20 protein-coding genes are annotated in these 22,985 nt (G+C 71.5%); 7 read left to right on the forward strand and 13 right to left on the reverse strand.

What is annotated here, in order from left to right:
- Positions 1 to 9: 9 nt before the first annotated feature.
- The 9 genes from ACGFNP_RS17160 to ACGFNP_RS17200 all read right to left on the reverse strand — a co-directional run bounded on the left by ACGFNP_RS17160 (position 10) and on the right by ACGFNP_RS17200 (position 9,879).
- Entirely contained in the window at positions 10 to 672 is a 663-nt protein-coding gene (locus tag ACGFNP_RS17160; RefSeq protein WP_358330318.1) for a class I SAM-dependent methyltransferase, read from the reverse strand.
- Between the two features lie 9 nt (positions 673 to 681).
- On the reverse strand, positions 682 to 1,377 hold the full coding sequence (locus tag ACGFNP_RS17165) for a class I SAM-dependent methyltransferase (RefSeq protein WP_393319430.1): 696 nt from the start codon (positions 1,375 to 1,377) through the stop codon (positions 682 to 684).
- A gap of 5 nt (positions 1,378 to 1,382) precedes the next feature.
- Positions 1,383 to 2,570: a glycosyltransferase gene (locus ACGFNP_RS17170; protein ID WP_393319433.1), complete on the reverse strand. Its 1,188-nt coding sequence runs from the start codon at positions 2,568 to 2,570 to the stop codon at positions 1,383 to 1,385.
- A gap of 74 nt (positions 2,571 to 2,644) precedes the next feature.
- Positions 2,645 to 4,945, reverse strand: coding sequence for a hypothetical protein (locus ACGFNP_RS17175; RefSeq protein WP_358330309.1), 2,301 nt, complete (start codon positions 4,943 to 4,945; stop codon positions 2,645 to 2,647).
- A 54-nt stretch (positions 4,946 to 4,999) separates the two neighbouring features.
- Positions 5,000 to 6,307 (reverse strand): acyl-CoA reductase, encoded by a 1,308-nt coding sequence (locus ACGFNP_RS17180; RefSeq protein ID WP_393319436.1) that lies wholly within the window; start codon positions 6,305 to 6,307, stop codon positions 5,000 to 5,002.
- Positions 6,307 to 7,338, reverse strand: a complete 1,032-nt coding sequence (locus ACGFNP_RS17185; protein ID WP_393319439.1) for an acyl-protein synthetase — start codon at positions 7,336 to 7,338, stop codon at positions 6,307 to 6,309. Before ACGFNP_RS17185 ends, ACGFNP_RS17180 begins: the two co-directional genes overlap by 1 nt.
- Positions 7,335 to 8,792: an AMP-binding protein gene (locus tag ACGFNP_RS17190; RefSeq protein ID WP_393319442.1), complete on the reverse strand. Its 1,458-nt coding sequence runs from the start codon at positions 8,790 to 8,792 to the stop codon at positions 7,335 to 7,337. Before ACGFNP_RS17190 ends, ACGFNP_RS17185 begins: the two co-directional genes overlap by 4 nt.
- Before the next feature lie 108 nt (positions 8,793 to 8,900).
- Complete coding sequence (locus ACGFNP_RS17195; protein WP_393319445.1) at positions 8,901 to 9,653, reverse strand: SDR family NAD(P)-dependent oxidoreductase; 753 nt, start codon at positions 9,651 to 9,653, stop codon at positions 8,901 to 8,903.
- Entirely contained in the window at positions 9,634 to 9,879 is a 246-nt protein-coding gene (locus ACGFNP_RS17200; protein WP_393319446.1) for an acyl carrier protein, read from the reverse strand. Before ACGFNP_RS17200 ends, ACGFNP_RS17195 begins: the two co-directional genes overlap by 20 nt.
- Positions 9,880 to 10,043: 164 nt before the next feature.
- Here ACGFNP_RS17200 and ACGFNP_RS17205 point away from each other — a divergent pair, with 164 nt between their 5' ends.
- Genes ACGFNP_RS17205 through ACGFNP_RS17215 form a run of 3 tightly spaced genes read left to right on the forward strand, consistent with a single transcriptional unit; the run spans position 10,044 to position 14,774 of the window.
- Positions 10,044 to 10,877, forward strand: a complete 834-nt coding sequence (locus ACGFNP_RS17205; protein ID WP_393319448.1) for a hypothetical protein — start codon at positions 10,044 to 10,046, stop codon at positions 10,875 to 10,877.
- Positions 10,874 to 12,859 carry a hypothetical protein gene (locus ACGFNP_RS17210; protein ID WP_393319451.1) on the forward strand — a complete coding sequence of 662 codons (1,986 nt, stop codon included), beginning with the start codon at positions 10,874 to 10,876 and terminating at the stop codon, positions 12,857 to 12,859. Before ACGFNP_RS17205 ends, ACGFNP_RS17210 begins: the two co-directional genes overlap by 4 nt.
- Before the next feature lie 28 nt (positions 12,860 to 12,887).
- Positions 12,888 to 14,774: a glycosyltransferase family 2 protein gene (locus ACGFNP_RS17215; protein ID WP_393319454.1), complete on the forward strand. Its 1,887-nt coding sequence runs from the start codon at positions 12,888 to 12,890 to the stop codon at positions 14,772 to 14,774.
- A 72-nt stretch (positions 14,775 to 14,846) separates the two neighbouring features.
- Here the strand turns inward: ACGFNP_RS17215 and ACGFNP_RS17220 are convergent, their stop codons facing one another.
- Together ACGFNP_RS17220 and pseB are read right to left on the reverse strand one after the other, a co-directional pair.
- The gene (locus tag ACGFNP_RS17220; RefSeq protein ID WP_393319457.1) at positions 14,847 to 15,971 is read right to left on the reverse strand and encodes a DegT/DnrJ/EryC1/StrS family aminotransferase; all 1,125 of its coding nucleotides are present in this window, start codon (positions 15,969 to 15,971) and stop codon (positions 14,847 to 14,849) included.
- Positions 15,971 to 16,954 carry a UDP-N-acetylglucosamine 4,6-dehydratase (inverting) gene (gene pseB, locus ACGFNP_RS17225; RefSeq protein WP_393319460.1) on the reverse strand — a complete coding sequence of 328 codons (984 nt, stop codon included), beginning with the start codon at positions 16,952 to 16,954 and terminating at the stop codon, positions 15,971 to 15,973. Before pseB ends, ACGFNP_RS17220 begins: the two co-directional genes overlap by 1 nt.
- A gap of 77 nt (positions 16,955 to 17,031) precedes the next feature.
- Between pseB and ACGFNP_RS17230 the strand changes: the two genes are divergently transcribed.
- The gene (locus ACGFNP_RS17230) at positions 17,032 to 17,772 is read left to right on the forward strand and encodes a cytidylyltransferase domain-containing protein (protein WP_393319463.1); all 741 of its coding nucleotides are present in this window, start codon (positions 17,032 to 17,034) and stop codon (positions 17,770 to 17,772) included.
- On the forward strand, positions 17,769 to 18,893 hold the full coding sequence (locus tag ACGFNP_RS17235) for a PseG/SpsG family protein (protein WP_393319466.1): 1,125 nt from the start codon (positions 17,769 to 17,771) through the stop codon (positions 18,891 to 18,893). The genes ACGFNP_RS17230 and ACGFNP_RS17235 overlap by 4 nt, the downstream gene beginning before the upstream one ends.
- 37 nt (positions 18,894 to 18,930) lie before the next feature.
- On the opposite strand, the gene pseI is transcribed toward ACGFNP_RS17235, so the two are convergent.
- Both pseI and ACGFNP_RS17245 read right to left on the reverse strand, forming a co-directional pair.
- Entirely contained in the window at positions 18,931 to 19,974 is a 1,044-nt protein-coding gene (gene pseI, locus ACGFNP_RS17240) for a pseudaminic acid synthase (RefSeq protein ID WP_393319469.1), read from the reverse strand.
- Positions 19,971 to 20,474, reverse strand: coding sequence for a GNAT family N-acetyltransferase (locus tag ACGFNP_RS17245; protein ID WP_393319472.1), 504 nt, complete (start codon positions 20,472 to 20,474; stop codon positions 19,971 to 19,973). The genes pseI and ACGFNP_RS17245 overlap by 4 nt, the downstream gene beginning before the upstream one ends.
- Before the next feature lie 155 nt (positions 20,475 to 20,629).
- On the opposite strand from ACGFNP_RS17245, the gene ACGFNP_RS17250 reads away from it, so the two are divergent.
- Together ACGFNP_RS17250 and ACGFNP_RS17255 are read left to right on the forward strand one after the other, a co-directional pair.
- Positions 20,630 to 22,069: a glycosyltransferase gene (locus tag ACGFNP_RS17250; RefSeq protein WP_358330267.1), complete on the forward strand. Its 1,440-nt coding sequence runs from the start codon at positions 20,630 to 20,632 to the stop codon at positions 22,067 to 22,069.
- A gap of 49 nt (positions 22,070 to 22,118) precedes the next feature.
- Entirely contained in the window at positions 22,119 to 22,970 is an 852-nt protein-coding gene (locus ACGFNP_RS17255; RefSeq protein WP_358330264.1) for a CDP-alcohol phosphatidyltransferase family protein, read from the forward strand.
- Positions 22,971 to 22,985: the final 15 nt, after the last annotated feature.

Below are 22,985 nucleotides of genomic sequence, written 5' to 3' on the forward strand. Positions count from 1 at the left end.
AGCGCTAGCCTATGGCCAAAGACGCCTGCGGAAGACTCTTAGATCGTTCCCATATATGACGCGGTGCGCCGTACGGGAGACCTCCAGGGCGAGCCGGTTCTCCGCGGCCCAGTTCTCGATCGTGGTGATCGGCACCGGCTGGATCCACTCGCGGGCGATGATCAGATCGTGGATCCGGCAGGCGGCGTTGCGCCACAGGGGCCGCGCGCTCATGTCCTTGTAGACGAGCAGGCCGCCGGGCCGTACCGCCGCGCAGGCCCGGTCGAACACGACCCGCTGCGCCGGAATCGGCACGTGGTGGATGACGTCCTGCATGTGGACCACGTCGTAGGAACGGTCCGGCCACGGCGAGCGGGCGTCGCGGTGCTCGAAGCGGAGCGTCGAGCCGCTGTCGCGGAGCCGGACGGCCATCCGCCCGGCCAGCCCGATCGCGACCGGGCACGGGTCGAAGCCGTGGCCCCGGACGCGCTTCCCGCGCGCCGCCATGAGACCGAGCGTCAGCCCTGAGCCGCACCCGATGTCGAGCACGCTCGCGCCCTCCGGCACGAACCCGATCGTCACCTCGAACGGGCAGGCCAGCACCCGCAGCCGCTGCTTGATCCGCAGGGTCCGGGGCGCGTCCGCGTACAGCCGCCACGCGTCGTCGAGCAGCACGCTCCGGTCGAGCGGCACGCGGGTCTCCTAACTCTCGCGGCGGGCGCACAGGAACAGCGTCACACCCCTGAGCGAACGGACCGGGAGACGCCGCTCCAGCATGACGACCGCGCTCAGTCCCGCGTTGATCAGCGGGTGCACCCGCTCCAGGTCACTGCCCATGGACGAACGCCGACGCCGGGCGACCAGCGGGCGAAGGAGCACGTTCCAGCTCCACAGCCGCTCGACCCGCAGGCCCGCCTTCTCGACCACGCCGGTCAGCGAATCGCGGCAGTAGCGGCGCACGTGGCCGACGGCCTCGTCGTGGGCGGACCACAGCGACATGTCGCAGGGGACCGCGATCAGCGCCCGCCCACCCGGCCGCAGCACCCGGGCGATCTGCTCGGTGGCCAGATAGTCCTCCTCGATGTGCTCCAGCACATCGAGGGCGGTGACCAGATCCACGCTCCCGGACTCGATCGGCAGGTCACGCGCGTCAGCCTGTACGGCCCGGAGCCCCCGATCTCTGGCCACCTCCACCGCGAACCCGGAGCAGTCGGTCGCGGTCGCGTCCCAGCCCTCCTCGACCAGCACCCGGGTGTTGCCCCCACCGCCCGCGCCGATGTCGAGCGCCCGGCCCGGCCGCAGACGGCGCAGCTCGGCGCGGAGGACGGCCCGGCGCTCCCGGTACCACCAGTGGCCGTCTTCGAGCGCGGTCATGCGGCGGATCTCTTGTGTGCGCATCTCTGTCATCTCTTGGGGACCCACCGATCCAGCGCGACGAAGCGCAGCAGGGTGAGCAGGCAGTACGTGCCGGCGGCGGTGGCCACCTCGGACAGGCGATCGCCCGGCGGCAGGCCGTGCAGCGCCATGGTGGTGATGGCGTAGTCGGTCAGGAAGACCAGCGCGGCCCGGGCCTGCGGGGTCCTGCGGTGGCCGCCGAGCAGGTTGACCGTCCAGCGGCGGGCCTCGGCGTTCGCGAAGCCGGTGAGCGCCAGCGCGACGAGGTTGGCCACGGCGGGCGACCAGAGGCCGCGCGACGAGAGATAGAGCAGCGCGTAGAGGACCGCTGAGGCCACGCCGAGCACGGCGAACGACGCGAACCTGGCCGGCGGGCGGGCGACGACCGCGTCCGGGTGCGTGGGTGTGAGTTCGGTCTCCTTCCGCACCTTGAGCGCGGCCGTGCCGGTGGACATCGACCGCGCGACCCTGGCCAGCCCCCGGAGGTCCTCGACCGCCGTCCTGACGATGCGGACGCGCGAGTCCAGGTCTTCGACCCAGTCAACGGGCACTTCGTGTACGCGCAGGCCGTTGTGCTCGGCCAGCAGGAGCAGCTCGGTGTCGAAGAACCAGCCGTCATCCTTGACGCGGTCCATGAGCGGCCGGATCACGTCCGTTCTGGCGGCCTTGAAGCCGCACTGGGCGTCGCTGAAGCCGGCGCCGAACCCGTACCGGAGCAGGGTGTTGTAGCCGCGCGAGACCAGCTCCCGCCGCAGTGACCGGCGGGTGCGGGCGCCGTGGGCGAGCCGGGTGCCGATCGCGAGCTCGGAATGGCCGCTGGCCAGCGAGGCCACCATCGGGAACAGCGCGCCGAGCCCGGTCGACAGGTCGACGTCCATGTACGCGACGATGTCGGCCGGGCTGTCGCGCCAGGCGGCCTTCAACGCCGCACCTCGGCCCCTGGTCTCCAGCCTGCGGGCGTACACCTGCGGGAACTCTCGGGACAGGCCCCTGGCGACCCGCCAGGTGCCGTCGATGCTGCCGTTGTCGACGATCGTGATGCGCCACGGCAGCGGGAAGGAATCGCCGAGGAACGCGTTGAGCGTCCTGATGCAGCCGGGCAGGGCCCGCTGCTCGTTGAGCACCGGAATGACGATGTCCACAGTCGCCAGGGTGACCGGTCCGTCGAGAACGGCCATGGCGGAACGCGTGTCCATACGGGAATGCTGCTGGGGCCGTCCATTGATGCGCGGGCTGTTTCTCCGCACCATTCTTCGGCTAGGGCAGACTTTTACCCCAGCTGATAGACGGAACACCGCCCGCTGCGGAAACGCAATGTCGCGAACCCATCAAGAGCCGTGCCATTCTCCGTGAACGCCCATTTGACGCCATATTCATGTACGAGCCGCGCGATGTTCTCCGCCGACGGCTGCCGGAACACCTCGTCGTTCGCCGCCAGCCGCGCCTGGTCCGCGAACGGCACGGCCAGGAACGACGTGCCGAACGGCTGGCTCCGCGACAGCGTGCTCTGGGCGTACGCCCAGCTCTCCACCAGCACCCGGCGCTCGCTGTAGCCGGACACCCAGAAGCGGCGGCTGTCGCACCTCTTCCCCGCGATGGGCCGGCAGTGCGCGTCGGTCGCCACGACGTCGCCCGGCGCCGAGTGGTCACGCAGCCATCGCGCGGCCTCCATCCCGCCCTGCGGCAGCACCCGCGTGGGCGGAACCCCGCCGCTCGAAGGTCCGATGCCGCTCGACGGCCCGATCCCCTTGTTCACGGTGGCCGGCAGCGCATACCCGGTGAGCAGCGCGACCACCGCGAGCGCCACGGGTCCGCGCCGCAGCGCGACCGCCGCCGCCACCCCCGCCGCCACCACCCCCAGCACGAGGTACGGCAGCGCGAGAGGGAACAGCCCCTGGACCGGCACGTCCGGCCCGAGCAGCGCCTGAACCCCCACAACCAGCCCGGCCCCCAGCGCCACCCACCACTTGGCGCCGGCGAATCCCCGCTCCCGGCCGAGGGCCGCCATCCCGGCCACGGACGCGATCGACAGGTACGGCCGAGCCCCCTCCAGGAAGTAGTACTGGCTGAGCGCCGGATGGCCCAGCAGCGTGACGCCCGCGACACCCGCCGCCCCGATCCCGAGCAACAGCAGCACTCCCGGATCCAGCCGCGCCGCCCGCCTGGCGACCACCCCCAGCAGTCCCGCCCACACGCACGCCAGGCACGCCAGGTGAATCACCGTCAGCCCGGCAATGGGCCACACAGGCGCCTCGGCGAGCCGCTCACCACCGAGGTACGTCACCGCTCCCCACACCCGCCGCATGCTCGCGAACGGCTCGAGCACCAACCCCTGCCGCTGGCCTCCGAAGACGACGAACTGCGCGAACGCCAGAGCCGGCACCGTGATCACGATTCCCACGAGAGCGGGCCGAGACCACCGCCTGACGCCTCCCACGAGAGCGGGCCGAGACCACCGCGTGACGACCAGGACGAGCACCAGCCCGCCCAGCAACAGCGGCAGGAACGTCGCCTTCGCCCCGGTCAGCGCGCCCAGCAGCACCGCGACCAGTACCCACCCGCCGACCCCGGCCCGCTCCCCGCGCAGACAGCCGACGAGCAGCAGCACCACAGGGACACAGAGCAACGCGCCGAACGTCTGCGTCGGACTGGTCCACACCGTGAACAGCGACCGCGACGTGAACAGATTGCCCGCTCCCCAGTAGAGCTCCGGGCAGACGGCGAAGTACGTCACCACGACCGCCGCCACACCTGCCCACCACTGCCCGGTCACCCGCCTGGCGAGCACCGCCACCAGCACGACCATCGCCACCATCATCGGCAGCATCGACAGCCGGTACAGCAGCGTCTGCGCTTCGATCCCGGTGACCCAGCTGGTGGCGGCCATCTCGGCGTAGACGTACCAGTGGTAGGTCAGCGGCTCGCCCAGGACCGTCGGGAGCGTCGGGGGCACGTGGTGCCTGAGCTCGCCGAGCAGGGCGAGGTGGTAGTGCATGTCGACGTACGGCGTCGCGTTGCCGGGCCAGGTCAGGCCGTGGCCGAGGTAGAACGACCGGGCACTCCAGACGACGAGATAGCAGCTGACCGCCGCGACGGCCCACGCACACCACAGGGGCATTCGCTCATAAGCCGCAGGCGTCCGCTCGCTCTCTGAGGGCTTGTGCTCGCGGGCCGACGCACCCGGCCGCCAGTGCCGTCGCAGTCGTGGTACGGCTGTGAACAGGGCGATCACCGTCACCGGCCAGACGAGCACCAGTTGCGGCACTCCCGCCGCGCGCGCCGGGATGTAGGCCAGCACTTCGACCGCGTAGCCCAGCGCCAAGCCCGCCGCCAGCTCCTCCGCGAGCGACCCCCCGGCCCGTCCCAGCGCCCGCCAGAGCAGCGTCCCGGGAACCAGCACCCCGACACCGACATAGGCCCCGAAGACCACCAGATCCCGAACCGGAACCCCGCGCCAGACCAGCGCCAGCACGGCCACCAGGCCCACCAGCGCCACCGGCGCCCAGCCGGACCACCGCCGCCGCCCCGACGCCGGCGACGTGACCACGCTCGTAACCGCCGTGATCGTCATCCCACCCCGTCCCCCTGGCCGCCGTGCCCGACGAGGCAACGGCGGTCGTGCTCGTCATGCGATAACTGTCACCAGGCGGGTGAACTCCGTGGTCAGCTCCACACCATCCCAAACCCGGTGAAAGCTCAGCGCGCTCCCGATCGGCACCATCCGATCGACCCCCCGCCCGCCCAGCGCCCCCGCCAGCAACTCCAGCTCGGCCGGGACGAACCCGAAGTGCGTCATCGTCTGATCCCGGCGCTCCACCAGCCGGGCCAACTCCCCGAGCCCTTCGATCCGGGCATGCGCGAACGTCCCCGTGCCCAGCCACCGCCGCGGCGCCGCCTCAGGCCCGGCCAGCGTGACGTTGGCCAGCGCGTTGCCGTGGAAGTCGATGGCACTGGCCTGGCCATCGGCGGCCAGCCCGTACGTCGCCACCCGCTTCTCGACCGCCATCGCGGCGTCCACGGACCACCCACGCTGCGCCACCGCCCGCGCCAGGCAGGCGGTGAAGCCGTCGCGCGCCGCGTCGCAGTCGGCGGGCGAGCCGACCCAGTAGACGGTGCGAGGGGAGGAGCACGCCGCCTGGTCGAACCAGTAGGCATCGTTGGCGAACCCGTCGGCGACCGCGCCCCGGGCGGCGGCCGACGCCGAGAGCCAGGCCGCCGCCCGGAGCACCGCGAACGACGTCCGATCGGGAAAGGTCAGGTCACGCGCGTGCGGGGCGAGCGGATGACGGCGGATCTCGTCGACCGTGGCGTCGCCGCCCCAGATGACCCGCAGATCGCAGGCCGCCGACAGGGCCGCGGTGACGGCGTCGGAACGGTCGTACGTGACGATGCGCTGCGTGGCGGCCACCACCGGATCGGCGTCGGCCAGCGACTCCTGCAGCGTCCGCGTGATCGTCGCGGCCACGGCGCCCGCGCGGGGTGACAGGCGTACCACGTTGCGGTTGCCCATCAACGCCGACAGCGCCCAGGAGTAGACGAAGACGGTGTCGACGTTCGCGGGCGGGACATGGAACACCAGACCGCGCGGCGCCCGCAGGTGATCGCCCCGCGGTCCGTCCAGAATCCGGGCGAGCTCGCTGGGCCGCAGGAAGAAGCCGAGCGAGGCCAGCTCCGGGTGGCGCCGCGCCAGCTCGGGGCTCAGCAACCGCCTCCCGACCCCAACGAGAAACCCGCGAATCCGCTCATCACCCACCGCGAGCGGCTCACCCTCGCGCACCTGCCCGACCAACGCCCCAACGGACACATCCGGCCCCTCGGGAAACCGAACCCCGACCCGCGCGGACTCGGCAGCGAGGCCGGCCCGCTCGACCGGCGCAGCAGAGGGCGTGGCGGCGGGGGAAATGTCGAGGGGCTCGGCCGGTCGCTCATCCATTACGCCGCCGCCCGTGCCGCCGTGTCGCTGCAGCCGCGTGCCTCTGCCCTCGGCAGCCGCCCGAGCACCGAGAACCGCTTGCCCGGCCACACTCCGTCGTCCACCCCGTGCACCACGCCGAGGTCCTCCGTCAGCAGGACGTGCCCCGGATACGAGGTGGGCAGCGTGCTGACCACCTCGATCAGCCCCGGCACGCCGACAGGCGCCTCCTGCCACGTCTCCGGGTCACGGATCACGACATCAGCGAAATCGGGGCAGTAAAGCCCACCCCCATCCGGCCCCTCCAGGAACACGGTGCCGATCTGCTCGACCATCCCGTAGAAGTCGTGGATCCGCCGCAGCCCGCAGTCCTCGCCCAGCCGCCCGCGGAAGGTGGCGTGGTCGACGGCCTGCTCGGCCAGCCGCTTCCAGCCCCCGGAGTGGATCAGCACCCCCTGCGACAGATCAAGCCCCAGCTCGCGCAGGTGCGACCACGCCATGAACGTGAACCCGAAGATCAGATAGGGCGCACCACCATGCCGTGCGAGGAAGCCCTTGACCGCCTCGGCATCCAGCCCGCCACCCTCGTCGAGGACGAAGGTGTGATCCCTGCCGAAGTTCATCATGCCGAGCACGCCCGCGCCGCGAGCGCTCAGCGTGGGATCGCGTACCACCGACCGGCTGTCGACGATCAGCATCGGCAGCCGCCGCCCGCCCAGCACCGCCCGGAGGGTCGCCGCCAGCATGCGCGGCTGCGCGGCCGCCGCCTCGCGGTCGAGGTAGACGCGGCTGGGCCGCTGCCCGGTCGTCCCGCTGGAGGTGAGCACCCTGAACACCGCACTCTCCGGCACACTGCGCAACTCGTGCGTCTTGAAGAGCCGCACCGGCAACCACGGCAGATCCGCCACCCGCTCGTACGGCCCCACCGCTCCGATCGCGTCGAGAATCCTCCGGTACGGCAGGCACGCCCGCCGATGCCGCTCGGTCAGCGCGACCAGCTCAGGCAGCAGCACCGCCTCCTTCGCGCCTTGGGCCAAGGTGAAGACACTCATGTACGGGCCTCCAGCGTGCTGTAGTCGATCTTTCCCGTGCCGAGCAGCGGCAGCCGGTCGACGCCGCGCACGTCGAACCCGCTCCAGTGGAGCCGCAGCTCGGACCCCAGCCGCCGGGCGAGAGTGGTGCAGCCGTCGGTGTCGAGGCCCTCGGCCCAGACCGTGATGCGGTCGTCGCCGATCGTGGCCGCGACGGGGCCGCGGTCGCGGAGCAGGTGTTCGATGTCGTCGAGGTTGACGCGTACGCCGAAGACCTTCGCGATGCGCCTCATCCGGCCGGTGATGTAGAGGAAGCCCTCGTCGTCGAGGTGGCCGAGGTCGCCCGTAGGCAGCACGCCGCCCAGGTCGTCGCCTCTGGCCAGGTCGTCGGCCGTTTCGGCGTAGCCCATCATCACGTTGGGGCCGTGGTAGACGACCTGGCCGTCGTCAATGGTCAGGCGGCCGCCGGGGACCGCCAGGCCGGCGGAGCCCGGTTTGGTGGCCAGGCGGTCGTGGGGGAGCACGGCGATGCGGGCGGTCGCCTCCGTCTGGCCGTACATGACGAAGAACCGCTTGGCGTTGGCGGCGAACTCGGTGACCAGCTCGGGGCGCAACCGCCCGCCCGCCTGGGTGAGGGTGGTGAGCGCGGGGTGTTCGGCCGGGTCGAAGCGGAGTTTGCGCAGCATCTCGTACTGGTAGGGGACCGCGGCGAGCGAGGTGCAGCGGTGCTCGTCGAGCATGGTCCAGAAGGACCGTTCGAGCAGGCCCGCGTCGGTCAGCACCACGGTGGCGCCCGCGGCGAGATGGCTGTTGAGCACCGACAGGCCGTAGCTGTAGTAGAGCGGGAGGCTGGTGGGCGCGGTCTCGTCGGGGCCGATGGCCAGGGCGGTGGCGATTGCTCGGGCGTTGGCCAGCACGGCGGAGCGTGACAGGCGTACGAGCTTGGGGTTGCCGGTGGAACCCGAGGTGGCGAGCAGGACGGCCAGGTCCGGGTGGGGCTCGGGGGTGCCGCCCCGGGCGCGCCGCAGACCGTCGGCGGCCCGCGTGAAGCCCAGCAGGGCGGCGGGCTTGAACCTGGCGGCCAGCTCGGCCAGCGTGCGGGGCGGCAGGTCGGGGTCCAGCAACGCGATGGGCCGGCCCGCCCGCAACGCCGCGAGGTATCTCAGGACGGACGGCAGATCGTTGCGCATGCCGCAGAACACCGGGCCGGGTGGTAGGGCGGCCAGGGACTGCGTGGCGCTCCCGATCCGGGCGGCCAGCTCGTCGCCGGTAAGCACACCCGGCTCCCCGGCGACGACGATCCGCGCATCGGGGTGCGGAAAGCACTCCGTGGGTCGTACCTCCTGCCGCGCAGAGCCCCCGATCCCGCCGTCAGTGGCGTCCGCGGTGTGGGGCGCGCCGGGGTGGGGGGAACGAGACAGTGACCCCATCGCCTCGCCGTCAGTGTGCACGCCGGGGTGTGGGGAAGGGGGCATGGAAGCTCGCCCGTCGCCCGCGGTCCCGCCGTTGGTGTGTGGCGGGGAACCGTCGGTGGGGTGAAGTGAAGCGTTCATAGAAGACCGCCCGTCCATCGTGTCGGAGGCTTACAGCACCAGCCCGCCGTCCACCCCGATGACCTGGCCGGTGATGAAACCGGCGTCGGTGGAGAGCAGGAAGGCGGCCGCGGCGGCCACGTCGCTAGCGGTGCCCAGGCGGCCGAGCGGGGTCGCGGCGATGGTTTCGGCGCGTGCCCGGTCGTCGAGTGTGGAGAGCATGTCGGTCTGGATGTAACCGGGTGCCACCGCGTTGACCCGGATGCCCTGAGGCCCCAGCTCCTTGGCGGCGGCCAGGGTGAGGCCGAGCACGGCGGCCTTGGTGGCGGAGTAGACGGCCTGGCCGGGCGCTCCCTTGCGGCCCATGACCGAGGAGACCAGGACCACGGCCGGATCCGTGCCCCTGCGCAGCAGCTTGACCGCGGCCTGCAGGGTGTGGGTGGCGCCAATCGCGTTGACGTGGAAGAGCCTGCTCACCACGTCGCTGTGCATCATGCCGAGCAGGCTGGCCGCGTGCCCGCCCGCGTTGATCACCAGGGCGTCGAGCCGCCCGTGTCGCCGGTGGATCTCCCGCAGCATCGCGGACACCGCGGCGGGGTCGGCCACGTCGCCGTGGACCGCGTCGGTGTGGCCGCCGGTCTCGGCGGCCACCTCGGCCGCCGCCTTGGCGGCTCGCTCACGGTCTCGCCCATGGACCACGACTTCGTGGCCGGTCCGGGCCAGCCGGACGGCGACGGCCCGGCCGATGCCCAGCGTGGAGCCGGTGACGAGCGCGACGCGAAGGTCAGGTGACGGCGTCGGCACCGTGCTTCTCCAGCAGCTCTGCGGCCTTGGCGAACGAGCTCATGTCGATCATCTCATCCGTGTCGATCATGACGGCGAACTCGTCCTCCATCGCGGCGACGAGGGCCATGTGGGCCAGCGAGTCCCACTGCGGGATCGCGCGGTAGTGGAGCCCGTCGACGTCCGTGTCGGCCGGCAGGCTCAGCGAGGCGCGGAAGACGCCGCGCAGGCGGTCGAGCTGGCTCATGTCTGCTCACTTTCTGTCGCCGGACAACGACTCAGTGTAGCCATGATCGTCCGTCAACAGAAACCAAGCCCCCGTCGTGAGTAATGGAACCGTATAACGGCGAGTGCCCGCTGTGCCGGGCTGGGAATGTCGCATGGCGCGCGTCAACCGCTACAGGGGGAATGATGGACGAATCCAATCACTGGTACGGGCACTCCCGCATACTCGGCCGATACTGTGAAGTGGCGGAAGACACTCCCCGGCGAATACAGGGTTTCTTGCAGCACGGCTGGAACTATCTCCACGGATTCCCGCCCAACGACCACTGGTGCAGCCCCGGCTACCCCCGTTTCGTCTGGTCCGACGTGCTCAGACGCCGTGGCTGGTCCATGGGCCGCCGAGGTCACTATGTCATCGGCGCGCCGTGGATCTACCTGCTTGATATGGAGCCCCGAACGGCCGCTGCTCCCGAAAGAGAGGGTACGATCTGGTACCCCTTCCACGGTTGGGAAAAGCATTCGGTCATCGGGGACCATGCCCGACTCGCCGCCGAAATCGCCGAAGTGGAGACAGGGTCGGTGACAATCTGTCTTTACTGGTTGGAATTCGCTAATCCGGACATCCGGCGTGCTTATCGGTCGGCGGGTTTCCGGGTCATCTGCCATGGCGAACGTGGTTCGCGGTGGGACGGCAAGGGGCGGGACTTCCTGCCTGGCCAGCTCGCCCAGCTGCGGCGGCATCGCCGGGTGGCCTCCAACCGGCTCGGCAGCGCGCTGTTCTACGGGGCCTCCGTGGGCTGCGAGGTCGCCGTCTACGGGGACCCGATGCAGTTCGAGGACGAGCGGCCCGAGTACGGCGGCACCGCCCGCCGGATGCGGCTCTGGCCCGAGCTGCATGGCGAGCGCGTCGATCCCGAGGCGGCCAGGGAGGCGGCGCGGCAGGAGCTGGGATTCGAGTATCAGGCGACACCGGAGGAGCTACGGCGAATGTTCGGCTGGAAGCGGGCGCGATGCGCATGAACGAGGCACTCGAGAACGTCCGGCTGATCGGCGGCGAGATGCTGCTGTGGTCAGACTCATCCCATACGTCCGGCGTCACGGACTGGCGGGGCGTGGCCCTCGAACTGGTCAGGCGCCTGCTCCCCGTCGAAACCGACAAGCCTTCCAGGGCCGACGAGGAGGCCGGCGCCGAAGAGGGGACCAGATGCCACGAATGGGTCAGGGCCGAGGAGCGAGTGAGGGCCGAGGAGCGGGCCCGGCGCGACGAGTGGACCAGGGCCGAGGAGCGGGCCTGGGGTGATGGGGCGGCCAGGGCCGAGGAGCGGGCCTGCGGTGATGGGCTGGCCAGGGAGCGGGCCTGGGGTGGCGAGCGGGCCAGGGTGTTGCTGGTCGGGCCGCATCCGCGCGGTCTGGTGGACGAGGTGGTGGCGCGGGCCTCGTCGGTGGCCGTGCTGCTGCGTTCCTATCCCGACGCGTGCGCCCTCGCCGAGCGTCATCCCGGTATGGCGGTGCACTGCGGCCGCCTGTCGGCGTTGCCGGCGGAGGAGACGTACGACCTGGTTCTGGCGCTCGACGGGGTGCGGCGTACGCACTCGGCCGAGGAGGTCGCGCCGCCCTGGCGTGAGTCGCTGGGCATGCTCGCCGCGCGTGTCGCGCCGGGCGGGCGGTTTGTCCTTAGCGTCAGTAATGACTTGGGGATCGACCGGTTCGTCGAGGCCAGGCCCGCCGACAGGGCGGGAGCCGACGAGCACTGGGAGCCGCACGGCTTCGACCAGGGCTATCCGGACGGCTCCGGCGCCCTCGACGATGAGCTGGTGGCGGCCGGACTGGTCCCCGAGAGGTGTTACGCGGCCTATCCCGGCCGTGCGGCGCCGCGCGGGCTGCTCGCCCGCGAACTGCTCGGGCGCGGCCTGCCCGACGCGCTCACGGTTCCGCTGAGCGCCCGTGGCGGCGACAGGATGCTGGTAACCGACCCGCTGCGGCTGACCCGGCTGGTGTTCAGACACGGCCTCGGTGAGCAACTCGCCCCGATATGGGTGGCGATCGCAACCCGACCCCCGACCACGACCACCGCTCCGAGCGCGACCGCGACCACCGCGTCCACCGCCCCGGCCGCGACCAGCGCTCTGACCGCGTCCGGCGTCGCGGCCGAGTCCGGTGCTTCTGCCGCGTGCAGCGCCCTGGCCGCGTCCGGCGTCGCGGCTGAGTCCAGCGCCCCGGTCCCGCCGGTTGCGCCGGTCGTGGTGAGTTTGCCGCTCGGGCTCGTCGAGGAGGGGCACGCCGTACACGAGGTCACCCGGAGCACCACCCGCCAGTTGCCCGACGGCGTGGAGCGGGCCATCCCCGGTGGACGGGTCGTGGAGGAGGTCCTGGTCGAGGCGTGTGCGCGGGAGGACGTGCGGGCAGTGCGCGATCTGCTCGCCGCGCTCGGCGGCTGGGTCGAGATGGGTGGTGACGCCGCGGCCGACAACCTGGTCTGGGACGGCGAGAGGTTCGCCGCGATCCATCCCGTGCCTGTGCCACCCGATCGGCCGGCCGGCCGTGTGGTGCTGTGCCGGGTGTTGTGGCGGTTCGCGGTACGTCTGCTGGCCGCCGGTCACCACCATCCGTGGCCGTGGCCGCGGCAGGCCGAGCAACTGGCGTTGACGCTCTGCGGCATGGCGGGCCGGCCGTGTGACCAGGCCGACCTCGATCTGGCCCGCAAGCTGGACGCCGAGCTGGGGCAGCCGGCCGAGCTGAGCGAGGCCGCCCCGACGTACCGTGACCTGCTCGGCGCGCGGGACCGGCTGGCGGACCAGCTGACCGCCGCGCTGGCCAGGGTGTCCCGTCTGGAGACCAAGCTCACCTACCGCGAGCGCGAGCTGCTGCGGGCCAGGGGCCGGTTGAGAAAGAGCCAGCGGAAGTCAGCCGCCTACCGCAGGACGCTCGGCTACCGGCTCTCCCGCCGCCTGGCTCGCCCGCGCAAGGTCGCCCGCAGGGTCCTGCGCCTCCTGTCCGGCTGACGAATCCGGCTGACGAAGAGGAGTTCTTGTGCCGGTTCTTTCGGTGATCGTCCCGTTCTACAACGTCGAGAAGTACATCGGTTCCTGCCTGGATTCGCTGGCCGCGCAGAAGCTCCAGGACCTTGAGATGATCTGCGTGGACGACGGCAGCACCGACGCCGGCGCCGCCGTGGTCGAGGCCCGGATGGCGACCGACGAGCGGATCAGTCTCATCCGGCAGGCCAATCAGGGCGTCGGGCGGGCCCGCAACATCGGCGTACGGCGGGCGACGGGCCGTTACCTCGCCTTCGTCGACGGCGACGACATGGTGCCGCCCCGCGCGTTCCAGCGGCTGGTCTCCTCCCTGGAGGCCACCGGCTCCGATCTGGCCTGCGGCAACGTCATGCGGATCTACCGCAACCTGCTCGTACCCTCGTGGGCGCACAAGCGGGCGTTCGCCGAGCCGCTCAAGCGCACCCACATCACCCGCCACCCGCTGCTGATCCGCGACCGCATGCTGTGGAACAAGGTCTACCGGCGCGACTTCTGGGACGCCCTCGGCCTGACCTTCCCCGAGCGCATGTACGAGGACCAGCCGGTCGCCATGGCCGCGCACGTGGGCGCCTCGTCGGTCGACGTGATCAAGGGCATCGTCTATCACTGGCGGCAGCGTGACGAGGAGGGCTCCTCGATCACCCAGCGCTGCCTGGAGCCGGCCAACCTGCGTGACCGCCTGCTGTCGGTGCTGCAGACGGCCGCGCTGCTGGACGACCGCGCGCCCGCGCTCAGACCGCACTTCGACCGCGACACGCTCGACATCGACATGACCGTGGCGGTGGCGGCCATGGCCGGGATGGGCGCCGCGGCCGCCCCCGACCTCGTCGACCTGATCGTCCGCTATCTCGACGGCGTCGCGCCGGAGGCCTGGGAGAGCATCCCGTTCGCGCAGCGGCTGCAGGCGCACCTGCTCCACGGGCGCCGCCTGGACGAGCTGGCGCGCGTCTTCGAGCAGGACCGCGAAGGCCTCCTGCAACCGCGCATCAGCCCCGTGGGACTCCTGCGCAAGCGCTGGCACGGTCGGCACCCGGCCATGCCCAGGCATCTGTCGGAGGTGTCGGCCGAGCTCAGCCTATCGGCCCGTCTGCTCGAACTGGAGTGGCGCGACGGCCTGCTCAGAGGTACGGGCCGGGTGAGCGTGGACCGGTTCGACGCGTCGGAGCTGCGCAGGACGAGCGTGCAGGTGTGGCTGGAGGAGCGCAGGACCGGCGACGTCATCCCGCTGTCCGACCAGCCTGTCTCGTCGACCTGGGCGAACGTCGAGCAGGAGGAGGGCGGTGCGGTGCCCGAGCACGGCTTCTCCTTCGAGTTCGCGTTCGACCCGGCGGCTCTGACGGGCCCGCGGCTCGCCCGCCGGGGGCACTGGAACCTGAAGGTGCGGCTGCGCGCTCACCGGCTGACGCTGGAGGCGAAGGTCGCGGGACCGCGCTGGCTGCCGCCGCTGGTGCCCGCCCCGAGGCGTACGGCGGGGGTGTGGTTGGTGCCGGTACGCGGCGGCGGCGGGGCCTGGGGGCTGCGGCTGCGCCGGGCCCAGGCGCTGATCGGCGAGTGCCGGGTCGACGGTGACGACCTGGTCTTCTCCGGCCAGCTCGCCGACCCGGGCGACGGCGATCCGGTGCTGCGGCTGGTACGCAGGAGCGACGGCGAGGAGATGTACTTCCCCGTCACGCTGGCCGGGCACGACTTCCGGGCCCGGGTGCCGCTGGTGGACATCGACGAGGTCGTCGGCCATGAGTCGCGCTGGGACTTCGTCATCGACCAGGGCCGGATGATCCGGCCGCTGGCGCGTACCCAGGCGCGGCCGATCGTGACCGTCGCCGAGCGGCGCTTCCTGGTCGACCGGGGCGACGACGGCAACCTCATGCTCGCCGAACGCTGAGCCGAGGCACCGACACGTCAGCGAGCCGACGCACCGACCCACCAGCGAGCCGGCGAGTCGGCAAGCCGCGGATCACTCCAGGATGGCGCGCAGCCGGTCGACGACCTCGTCCTGCTGGTGGTCGGTGAGGTCGGGGAAGAGCGGCAGAGAGAGCTGCTCGGCGTAATAGGCCTCGGCCTCGGGGCAGATCCCGCGCCGGTAGCCGAGGTCCGCGAAGACCGGATGCCAGTAGGCCGGGAGGTAGTTGACCTGCACCCCGATGCCTTCGGCCCGCATGCGGTCGTACACCTCCCGCCGGCGCCCGTCGCGGATCCTGACCGGATAGAGGTGCCAGCTCGGGGTGGTGTTGGGGCGCTGGGCGGGAAGTGTCAGCCCCGTCAGGTCACCGAGCAGCGCGTTGTAGCGGGCGACCAGGTCGGTTCGGCGCGCGCGGAAGTGTTCGAGCCGCCGCAGCTGGCTGATGCCGAGCGCGCAGAGCACGTCGGGCAGCCGGTAGTTGAGGCCGAAGTCGTGGACCTCCTGGTGCCAGCCACCGTGGTCGGGGTCGCGCTGCTCGGCCGGGTCGCGGACCAGGCCGTGGTTGCGGAACCGGGCGGCGCGGGCGTAGCGGTCGCGGTCGCGTACGGCGACGGCGCCGCCCTCGGCGGTGGTCACGGTCTTGGTCGGGAAGAACGAGAACGTGGTGAGGTCGGCCGGCTCCCCGACCGGCCGGTCCTTGTAGAACGAGCCGATGGAGTGGGCGGCGTCGCCGATCAGCAGGGCGCCGGTCCGGTCGGCGATCACGCGCAGCTCGTCGTAGTCGGCGGGATGGCCCGCGTAGTCGACCGCGGTGATCGCCTTGGTGCCGTCGCCCGCCAGCGACTCGACCGACGCGGGATCGAGGTTGCCCGTGTCGGGCTGCACGTCGGCGAAGACCACCCGGGCGCCGCGCATGGCGGCGGTGGCGGCCGTCGCCACGAACGTCAGCGGCGAGGTGATCACCTCGTCCCCCGGCCCGACCCCGGCCGCGACGTACGCGACGTGCAGGGCCGCCGTGCCCGACGTGACCGCCAGGCACGGCACGCCGCCCGTCCAGCGGGCCAGCTCGGCCTCGAACGAGGCGACCGTGGGCCCGGTCGTCAGCCACTCGCCGCGCAGCACCTCGGTCACGGCCTCGACATCGGCGTCGGCGATCGACTGCCGTCCGTAGGGCAGCATCAGAGGCCGACCGCGGCCATGGCGCGCAGGTCGTCGACCGACAGCCAGCGGTCATTGGTGTCGGAGCGGTAGGCGAAGCCCTCCGGCAGCAGCTCGCCGCCCTGCGGGGGCACGTAGCCCCAGGTGGCGATCGTCGGTTGCACGACATAGCGGTCACTCAGCCGCAGTGTCCTGCGGCCGTCGTCGGGGCCGATCATCTCCTCGTGCAGCTTCTCGCCGGGCCGGACGCCGATCTCGTAGACCGGGCACTGCGGTGCCAGCGCCTGGGCCAGGTCGGGCAGGCGCATGCTGGGGATGCGCGGCACGTACAGCTCGCCGCCCTGCATCAGGTCGAAGGAGTCGACCACGAACCGGACGGCCTGGTCGAGCGTGATCCAGAACCGGGTCATCCGCTTGTCGGTGATCGGCACGCTGCCGCCCTCCTCGGCCAGCCGCAGGAAGAACGGCACCACCGAACCCCTGCTGCCCACCACGTTGCCGTAGCGCACCACGGCGAAGCGGGTCACGTGGCTGGCGGCGTAGTGGTTGGCCGAGACGAACAGCTTGTCGGCGACCAGCTTCGTCGCGCCGTACAGGTTGATCGGGCTGGACGCCTTGTCGGTGGAGAGCGCGACGACCTTGCGCACACCGCAGTCGATGGCGGCCTCCACCACGTTCTGGGAGCCGGAGACGTTGGTCACGACGTACTCGAACGGGTTGTACTCGGCCGTGTCGACCTGCTTCAGCGCCGCCGCGTGCACCACGTAGTCGATGCGGTGCATGGCCCTGGTCAGGCGGCCCCTGTCGCGCACGTCGCCGATGAACCAGCGCAGCCGCGGGTCGTCGTTGAACAGGTGACGCGCCTCGTACTGCTTGAGCTCGTCGCGCGAGAAGATCACCAGGCGGCGCACGTCGAGGTGGTCCAGCGCGTGACGGACGAAAGCCTTGCCGAAGGACCCCGTGCCTCCGGTGATCAGAATCGACGATCCACTGAGAATGCTCACGCGGCCCCCCGCCGTAGACATCCGAGCTGCCCGGTAGCATAGCGCGATCGTTAAATCACACACGGTCACATAGGGGAATGGGGCTTCGGTTGAGGATTGTCGGAATCATTCAGGCGCGCATGGGCTCGACCCGCCTGCCGGGCAAGGTCCTGCGCGAGCTCGGCGGCCGCTCCGTGCTGGGCTGGGTGGTCCGTGCGGTACGCGAGGCGGCCGCGATCGACGACCTGGTGGTGGCGACCACCACGGAGGCGGCCGACGACCTGGTGGTGGCGGAGTGCCGCAGGCTCGGCGTGTTCTGGCACCGGGGGCCGGTCGACGACGTGCTCACCCGGTTCACGCAGGTGCTGCGGGGACACCCGGGCGACGCCGTCATGCGGTTCACGGCGGACTGCCCGCTGCTCGATCCGGTGGTGATCCGCGAGGCCGCGCTGGTCTTCCGCGCGGTGCCCGGCCTCGACTATCTGAGCACGAGCCTGGCGCGCACGCTGCCGCGCGGGCTCGACGTGGAGATCGCGGGGCTGGCCGCGCTGAAACGGGCCGATCTGGAGGCCACCGCGCATCACCGTACGCACGTCACGTCCTACATCTACTCGCATCCGGGCGAGTCGCGGCTGCTCGGCCTCGCCTACACGCCGGCGGCGGCCGACCTGCGGGTCACGCTCGACACGGAGGACGACTGGCGGCTCATCTCGCGCGTCGTCGCGGAGCTGGGCGACGGGTGCGTGCCGGTCCGGTCGCTGGTCGGCTGGCTGCGGGACCGGCCCGAGGTGTGCGAGCTCAACGCGCACGTGGCACAGAAGGCGCTGCAGGAGGCGTGACGCACCGGGTGGGGTTCCGTTGCGACGCGGGCGTGGCGAGCGGGGTCGGTCATCTGATGCGCTGCGTGGCGCTGGCCGAGGAGCTGTGCGGGCGGGGTGCCGAGGTGCTGTTCCTGGGGGAGGTGGCGGGGTCCGAGTGGGCGGCGTCGCAGTTGCGGCAGCGCGGGTTCCCGCTGTGCGCCGCGCCTGCCGAGCCGGAGGCGCTGGTCGAGCTGGTGCGGGTGTTCGGGCTGGACGCGGTGGTGCTGGACTCGTACGTGCTGGCCGCCGGTACGGGGGCGGCGCTGCGGGCGGCGGGCACGGCCGTGCTGGCGATCATCGACGGCGACCCGCTGGGCCAGGATGCGGACCTCTACCTCGACCAGAACCTCGGCGCCGAGCTGCGCCCCTTCCAACCGCCCCGAGAGCGCGCGGCCGAGGGCGGTCCCCGGGGCGAAAGGCCCGCCGGGCCCTGGGCCGGGAGGCCCGCCGGGCCCTGGGGCGAAAGGCCCGCTGGGCCCTGGGGCGAGGGGCTCGCCGGTCACCGGGACGAGGGACCAGCCGGTCCTCGGGGCGCGCGGTTGGCTGGGGCGCGTTACGCGTTGCTGCGGGACAGCGTCCTGCTGATGCGAGGGACCGCCCGACGCCGCCCGGCCCGGTCGGAGGGGCCGCTGGTGCTCTGTTTCTTCGGCGGCACCGACAGCGCCGGTGTGGCGCCGGCCTGGGCCGGGGCGCTGTGTGCCACCGGGCTGCCGTTCCGGGCGACCGTGGTCAGCCCGGTGCCGTTCGAGGTGGACGGGCCCGTCACGGTCATCCCGCCGACGGACCGGCTGCCCGGCCTGATGGCCGAGGCCAACCTGGTGGTCACCGCAGCCGGCTCGACCGTCTGGGAGCTGCTCCACCTGGGTGTGCCGACCGCGCTGAGCTGGGTGGCCGACAACCAGCTGATCGGCTACGAGGCGCTGGTCGGCGGCGGCATCGCGGCGGGTCTGGGCCCCGCCCCGGACGCGGTGGCCGTCGGCGTCCTCGCCCGCCTGCTCGCCGACCCCGCGGCCCGCGACGCGTACGGCAGGCGCGGCGCCAAGCTGATCGACGGCCGGGGCAGGGAGCGCGTCGCCGACGCGCTCCTCGCCCTCCTGTGAAGCCCTCCTGTGCAGCTCTCCTGTGAAAAGGCCGCCGTCAGACCAGGTCCCAGGTCAGTGGCGTGCCGACCGTGGCGTCTCTGGCGAAGCGGCGGCCCATCACCTGCGCCGCCGCCGCCGGAGGCAGCCCGCCGGCCGGCCGGATGGAGCGGACGTTCTGCTCCGTCACCGGCTCGCCCGCCCGCACATCCCGTACGACATACAGCGACCGCCGGAACCGCAGCCCCTCGCTCTCGGAGGCCCGCGGCCCGATGACCGCGCTGCCCAGCGACTGCCAGGCCCGCTCGCTCTCCACCACGAGCGCCGCGAGCTCGGTGGGCTCCAGCGAGAACGCCGAGTCGACACCCCCGTCGCCCCGGTCCACGGTGACGTGCTTCTCGATCAGGCACGCGCCGAGCGCGACCGCCGCCAGCGCGGCGCCGAGCCCGGGTGTGTGGTCGGAGATGCCGACGACCGCGCCGGTGAGCCCGGCGAGCAGCGGCAGCGAGCGCAGATTGCTCTCGCTGGGCGCGGCGGGGTAGGTCGCGGTGCAGGTCAGCACGGCGAGCTGGGTGCAGCCCGCGTCACGGGCGGCCGCCACGGCGGCGTGAATCTCGCCGATCGACGCCATGCCGGTGGACAGGATCAGTGGCTTCCCCGTGGCGGCGGCGAGCCTGATCAGGGGGAGGTCCACGATCTCCGAGGAGGCGATCTTGTAGGCCGGGGCGTCCAGGCTCTCCAGCAGCTCGACGGCCGTCGGGTCGAAGGGCGAGGAGAACGGGATGAGCCCCCGGCGGCGAGCCTTGGCGAAGATCGGCTCGTGCCACTCCCACGGCGTGTGGGCCCGCTCGTAGAGCTGGTAGAGGCGTTCGCCGCCCCACAGCTCGTGCTCGTCGGCCAGGCGGAAGGCGGGGCCGTCGGCGTCGATGGTGATCGTGTCGGGGCGGTAGGTCTGCAGCTTCAGCGCGTGGGCGCCGCTGTCGGCCACCGCGTCGACGATGGCGAGCGCCTGTTCGAGGCGGCCGTTGTGGTTGCCCGACATCTCGGCGATGACGAAGGGCGGCTGGTCCGCCCCGATCGCGCGCCCGGCGATGGAGATCATGCGCTGTCGTCCTTCCTGGTGAGTTCCACGGTGACCACGTCCCGGCGGACGCCGTCGATGTCGCGCTGGTGGACGGCGACCTCGGCGAAGCCGAAGCGCCGGTGCAGCCCCCTCGCCGCCTCGTTGCCGGCGAGCACCTCGCCGCGCAGCGTGGTCAGCCCCAGCGGGCCGAACGCGTGGTCGATGGCCGACCGCTCCAGCCCGATCCAGGCCGGCAGCAGCGCGCCCGACCGCTCCAGCCCCGCCAGATCGAGGTAGAAACCCCAGTCGCCGCTGCGTGAGACGGGGTCGAGGCCGGAGAACGTCACCACCCCCGCGGCGGTCCCGTCGTGCACGTAGATCAGCACACAGATGGCCGGGTCGTCCTTTACCGAGGCCCACCACCGGGCGTGCTCGTCCTCGGCGATGACGTGGGTGGTGAAGCTGGCCGCCCGCACCTTCGGGTGGTTGCGCCATCGGCGGATGGCGGGCAGCTCATGGTCGTGTACGGCTCTCAGCACGGCGTCTCCCTACTCAGCGCGCTCGACTGACTGCACAACGTAGCGGATCGGTCCGGCAAAGAGCTGATCAGGGGGCGGTAGCGAAGGTCCTGCCGCGGTGATGACCGAGGCATGCTGCCCTCGACCCCAACCCCGACCCAAGGGAGCTTCTTGGTATGACGCCCATGCTCAGCGTCGTCGTCCCGATCTACAACGTGGAGCCCTACCTCGCCGAATGCCTGGAGTCCCTGGCGGCGCAGACGCTGGAGGACATCGAGGTCATCCTGGTCGACGACGGCTCCGAGGACGGAAGCGTGCGGGTGGCGCGGGAGTTCGTGAAGCGCGATCCCCGCTTCGTCCTGTTCGACCAGCCGAACCAGGGCCCGGGTCCGGCGCGCAACGCGGGGATCCGCCGGGCCCGCGGCACCTATCTGGCCTTCGCCGACGGCGACGACGTCGTGCCGCCCACGGCGTACGAGCTGCTGGTCGCGTCGTTGCGGGAGAGCGGCTCGGACTTCGCGTGCGGCGGGGTGCTGCGCATGAAGGAGGGCGGGCTGACCGTGTCGACGCTGCACGAGAAGGTGTTCAGGCGGCACGCGCCGCGCACGCACATCCTGGACCGGCAGGTCCTGATCAGGGACCGCACGGTGTGGAACAAGGTCTACCGGAAGGACTTCTGGCACGAGCACGGGCTGGAGTTCCCGGCGGGGATCTATGAGGACGTGCCGCTCAGCATGCGGGCGCACGTGCTGGCGACCGGCGTCGATGTGCTGACCGACATCGTCTACCACTGGCGTCAGCGCGAGGAGGGGGAGAGCTCCATCACGCAGCGGCGGGCGGAGCTGTCGAACCTGGCTGAACGGCTGGCCGCCATCCGGGCGGTCCGGGCTTTCCTCACGGAGAAGGCGCCCCAGCTCATCGACGCCTTCGACGGCCTGGTGCTGGAGAAGGACCTCCTGTTCCTGTTCCAGGCCTTGGAGTACTGCGAGGACGACGAGATCGGGCCGCTGCTCGAACTCTCGGAGCAGTGGATGGCCGGGATGAGCCCCGTCGCGCTCGGCTCGGTGGCGTCGCTGCGCAGGCTCGAACTCCATCTGCTGAGCCGCGGCCTGGTCAAGGAGCTGCGGGAGGTGCGCGGGTTCAGGCGCGACTCGGTCAACGGCACCCCGATCCTGCCGCGCGAGGTCGGCTGGTACGGCGACTACCCCTACTTCCGCGACCGGACCCTCAACATCCCCGACGCGGTCTTCGAGGCGAGCGAGGAGCTCAAGCTGGTGGCCATGGTCGACGCGTGCGACTGGGTGGAGGGCCGGTTCGAGGTGCGCGGCGAGGCGTACATCCACCGGGTGCCGCGGCAGCCGACCCGGGTCGACATGTGGCTGACCGACGGCGAGCGCCGCGTGATGCTGGACGTGGAGCGTACGGGCGAGCGGGGTGTCCAGGTGGCGATCGACCCGGCGCTGCTCGAAAAGGGCGGCCCGAGCTGGCGGCTGCATGCCCGGGTGGAATTGTGCGGCCTGGTGGTGAAGGGGTGCTTCCGCGAAGGGGAGGCGCAGAAGGTCTGGCGGCTGTCGGTGCCAGGATGGTCAAGAACCGGCATGGACATCACCCAGTAGTTCCAGAGAGTAATTGGAACACGACAGCGCGTCGCCATGCTTGGAAGCCATGAGGACCTATTCGCTCGATGACGTCTACTCGACACGCAAGCGGAGAGACTCCTGGTGGACCGTGTACTTCGTGGACCCGGTCGCCTGCCGGGCCGCTCTGCTGGTGGCCAACCGCACGCGGTTGACGCCCAACCAGCTCACGGTCCTGTCGCTGGTCCTCGGCATGGTGTCGGCCACATTTTTCGCGATGGACCGGCTGGCCGCGGGGGCGGCCATGTTCTACCTGAGCTTCATGGTGGACTGCCTGGACGGCAAGATCGCGCGGCTCAAGGGCTCGGGGACGCCCTTCGGTCTGTGGCTCGACTACCTGGGTGACCGGATCAGGGTGGTGTTCTGCGCCGCCGGGCTCGCCTACGGACAGTACGCGATCACCGGCGACGTCGGATACGTCGTCATGGGCGCGGCGGTGGCCGTGGTCGACCTGTTCAGGTACGTCAACGCGCCACAAATGAGGCGGGTCCGCGAGACCGTCCGGGCCGAGGCTGAAGCCGGGGCCGACGCGGAGACAGAGGCGGAGGCGGACGGCGCGGACCGGGCGGAGGACGACGAGGTCGAGGTGCGGATTCCGCGCCAGAGGCCGCCGCTCAGCCGCAGACGTCGTCTCGCCCGGCGGCTCAACAAGGCCATGGCCCGTCGCCGTATCCGTACTCACCTGATCAGCGGCATCGAGTTCCACGCCGCTGTGTTCGTGGTCGCGCCGCTCCTGGGCACCGTGGCGCTGATTCCGATCTCCGCGGTCGCCAGCGTCCTGCTGCTGGCCAACGAGGTCGTCCTCGTCCGCCGGATGTGGCTCTTCACACGCAAGCACCGCGTGCCCTCCAAGGGGAGCCGAGAGCACGTTCTCGTCTAAGTTTTCGGGGGTTTT

The sequence above is a fragment of the Nonomuraea sp. NPDC049269 genome (assembly GCF_043197155.1).
Classification (GTDB): Bacteria; Actinomycetota; Actinomycetes; order Streptosporangiales; family Streptosporangiaceae; genus Nonomuraea.